We start from the raw sequence: 4,009 nt of genomic DNA, 5'->3' as shown, positions 1-4,009 counted from the left end.
ACCTAACTTCAGACAATTCAAACCTGCAGAAACGGATCCAGGCCATGGAGCCCCTCATAGAGAAGAAATTGGCGGAACTCCAAACAACAATCGACCTGCGCAGAAAGGGAGAAATTGGAGCAGCCACTCGGATGGTCCTGCAAGGATCCGGAAAGCGGTCGATGGACCAGATCCGCGCCTTGGCTGCCGAGCTGGCGAGCGAGGAGAACAATCTGCTGAGGGTTCGTACGCAGAGAGCCAACGAGCGCATGTCGACGTCAGCCCATACAATCGTCGCGGGCACTCTGGTGAGCATTTTGCTGCTGCTGGTGTGTTTCGGCCTGCTGAACCGCGAGTTGTCTGAACGCAAACGCGCACAGGAAGCTCTGAGAAAAAGCGAAAAGTGGTTTTCAACCACCCTCGGCAGCATCGGCGACGCAGTAATTGCCACCGATATGAACGGCGCCGTCACCTTCATGAATTCCATCGCTCAGTCGTTGACGGGCTGGAGCCTCGAGGAAGCGCGAGGCAAGTCCATGGAGATTGTCTTCAATATTGTAAACAAGGAGACACGGCAACCCGTCGAGAGTCCCGTCAAGAAAGTCTTCCGGGAGGGAAAGGTAATCGGTCTAGCCGACCACACGCTTTTGCTTTCCAAAGATGGTAAAGAGTTCGACATCGAAGACAGCGCCGCGCCTATTATCACGAATACAGGAAAAGGCTTCGGCGTCGTGCTAGTTTTCCGGGACATCACCGAGAAGAAGTCGACAGAAGAGGAGACCAGGCACCAGAAGGAACTCCTGCAATTGATTCTGGAAAGTCTTGCCGAAGGCGTGGTGGTCGCGAATTCGAATGGAGAATTTCTTCTCTTTAATGCGGCTGCGGAACAGGTCTTGGGCATCGGTGCGACGAACACCGTACCCGACCTGTGGTCTGAGCAGTACGGCACCTACTTAATGGATGGCGTGACCTCGTACCCGCCCAATGAGCTGCCCCTAGTGCGGGCAATGCGGGGCGAGAGTGTTGACGCAGTAGAGCTTTTCATCCGCAATGCCAAAGTGCCGGACGGTCGTTTAATCAGCGTTACGGGCAGGCCCCTCAGGGGTGAGGATGGCGGACTGCGGGGCGGCGTCGTAGTGTTGCGCGATATTACGTTACAAAAGCGGTCCCAGGAAGCCATTCTGCATGCGAAGGAGGATGCTGAGCGCACCAGTAAGTTTAAAGATCAATTCCTATCGACAATGAGCCACGAGCTGCGGACTCCTCTGAACGCGGTCCTGGGATTCTCCGACTTGCTAAGCGAAGAGCGTTACGGGCCTCTGAACGAGCGCCAGCAGCGCTACGTGACCCACATTCACACCGGGGGTAAGCACCTTCTCCGGTTGATCAACGACATCCTGGACCTGTCCAAGATTGAGGCGGGGCACCTGCAGTTGGCGATCGAAAGCGTGCCGATCCCTACATCCTTTTCGGAAGTTTTGGACACCCTGCGTCCTCTCGCCGACAAAAAGTCACAAACCTTAGTGCGGCACGCCGCGCCGGATCTGAGTGTCCGCGCCGATGCCACGCGGTTCAAACAAATATTGATGAACCTGCTCGGGAACGCTATCAAGTTCACTCCGGAGGGGGGCCAGATTGAATTTGCCGCCAAACAGCTTGGTGAGTTTGTCCGGGTGGAGGTTCGCGACTCGGGCCCTGGCATTCCTCTTGGAGAGCAACAACGGATTTTCGAAGCTTTCTATCGATTGGGACAAGGAGGCAAAGCTCCGGAAGGGACGGGCTTGGGCCTGGCCATCACACAACGGTTAGTCGAATTGCACGGCGGTCAGCTAGGCCTTGAAAGCCAACCGGGCTCGGGGAGTTGCTTTTACTTTACACTGCCGGTCGCCCCAACTGTTCAGAGAGAAAAAGTTTGCAAGACCGAATCAGGATTTAACGCGCGAGCATCCGCCCGGATCCTCGTCATCGAGGATGATTTGGCGTCAGCTCAACTCATCGAGTCGCAGCTCGCCTTGTCAGGTTACGACGTAGTGTTGTGCGACCAGCCACGACACGCCGTGGAGATGGCAGCCGATTTGCGGCCCGACGCTATCACCTTGGATATCATGATGAAGCCTGTCAATGGTTGGGAGCTGTTGTCGAATTTGAGAAGTCATCCCCGCACAGCCACGATTCCTGTAGTCGTGGTTTCGATCATCGATCAGCCAGCGATAGGAGCACTGCTGGGCGCGGATGAATACGTCGTGAAGCCGGTGAAGAAAGAAACTCTGCTGGCCGCCGTGGAACGGTGCCTGAATCATCGTGGACACAGCAGACAAGGACGGCCTATTTTGGTGGTGGATGATGATAATGCGACACGCGAGTTCATCGCTGAATTGTTATCCAAGCATGGGTATGTTGTGAGCACGGCCGCCGATGGGGCCGAGGCCCGCGCCCAAGTCGCAGCTTCCTTGCCCGAACTTGTAATCCTCGACCTGATTTTGCCGGAGGTGAGCGGATTCCAGTTGCTCGCCGAATGGCGGACCGATTCTCGCACGACCGATCTCCCCATCTTTGTGCTGACGAGCAAGGACCTGACCCTGGAGGAAAAGGATTACCTCCGGACGAATGCAGGAGCGCTTTTCCATAAGCAGGAGCAGTGGCAGGAAGCCTTGATCAGGCAGTTGCAGCGAGTGGTGCCTCCTGTACCCGCGGGGAAATCGTGAAGCATCGCATTCTGGTGGTCGAAGACAACCAACCTAACCGCGAGCTTCTTTGCGACTGGTTGGAAGCCGAAGGGTACGAAGCGCTGGCCGCTGAGAACCTGGAACAAGCCTTTGCCGCTTTCAAGGATCAGCCCCCTCACGCCGTCTTGCTCGACGTACAACTTGGCTCGGAAGATGGTCTGTCCTTGGCCGCATGGATTCGAGGAGAGCCAAAACTGCAGAATATCCCGGTCATTGCAGTGACAGCGCATGCGATGGTAACGGACCAAGAGCGGGTCATTCAGGCTGGCTGCAATGCATGCACCTCTAAGCCCGTCGACTTCAAGTTGCTTGGTAAACAGCTTGAGCGGTGGCTGGACCGCGCTGCGAAGTTGCAACCTAGCCCTTGAACGGGGGGTGGAATCCCGCAGCGAATCACATAATGGGCCCGAGAGGAGATGAGCATGGGAACAACAGCCCTGATCGTAGACGATGACCCTGGCATGTGCGAGCTGATCCAAGCTATCTTGGGCTCGGTCGATATAGCGGCAGAAATTTTAACCGACAGTGCCAAGGCGGCGGCGTACTTACAGCAGAAGAAATTCGATGCCATTTTCCTGGATGTAAATATGCCGGCGCCGGACGGGATCGAACTGGCGCGGCAGATCCGCGCCACAGGCTTCAACCAGAAGACGCTCATTATCATGATCACCGGTGAAGAGGACCGGGGAATCCTGGCGCGCGGATTCGCAGCGGGAGCCAATTTTTTCCTGTTCAAGCCGATCGACCGCCAGCGCGTGTTGCGGGTCGTCCGCGCCTCGCGGTGCCAGATCCAAGACGAAAGGCGCCGCTTTCATCGTGTTTCGGTTAGCTGTAAAGTGCTGGTCGAGTCGGGCGGCCAGAAAGTGGAGGGCTGCACGGTGGATGTGAGCATTAGCGGATTGCTGGTGCGGAGTGCCAGCGTGTTTGCTGAGGGCTCTCCTGTGGACATCAGTCTGCAACTCACAAGTGGGAAACCGCCCGTGCGCGCCAAGGGCCGCGTTGCGCGCGTGATCGGGGAAGATCGCATGGGAATTCAACTCGAGAATCTCGGTACTAGTCAGAGCGCGCAGATGCAGGAATTCTTGCTGCCACTCATTCTGCAAGAGATCGAACCGTAGGTCAGCGGATCGTTCGGGCATAGAAGGTTAGGTTTGTCATAACGAGTGACTATGAACGATTGGCAGAAGGATGTGGATTGCGAGGCCGAAGAGATTCGAGCCAGCCTGCGCCAAATCGAACGGCGCGACTGGTTGTTTTGGGGACATTCCATCGCCGTGATTACGCTGTTAACGGCAGCAGTGCTT

3 protein-coding genes are annotated in these 4,009 nt (G+C 56.3%); all 3 read left to right on the top strand.

Going from position 1 to position 4,009, the window contains the following annotated elements:
• Window positions 1-2,684, top strand: a 2,684-nt coding sequence (locus VMU57_RS18910; protein WP_325386280.1) for a response regulator, incomplete at its 5' end; no start/stop codon positions are given.
• The gene (locus VMU57_RS18905; RefSeq protein WP_325386278.1) at window positions 2,681-3,073 is read left to right on the top strand and encodes a response regulator; all 393 of its coding nucleotides are present in this window, start codon (window positions 2,681-2,683) and stop codon (window positions 3,071-3,073) included. The genes VMU57_RS18910 and VMU57_RS18905, both read left to right, overlap by 4 nt.
• Before the next feature lie 54 nt (window positions 3,074-3,127).
• The gene (locus VMU57_RS18900) at window positions 3,128-3,823 is read left to right on the top strand and encodes a response regulator (RefSeq protein ID WP_325386276.1); all 696 of its coding nucleotides are present in this window, start codon (window positions 3,128-3,130) and stop codon (window positions 3,821-3,823) included.
• Window positions 3,824-4,009 lie beyond the last annotated feature (186 nt).

This window comes from Edaphobacter sp. (genome assembly GCF_035532915.1).
Classification (GTDB): Bacteria; Acidobacteriota; Terriglobia; order Terriglobales; family Acidobacteriaceae; genus Edaphobacter.
This window is presented reverse-complemented; position numbering and strand designations above follow the sequence as displayed.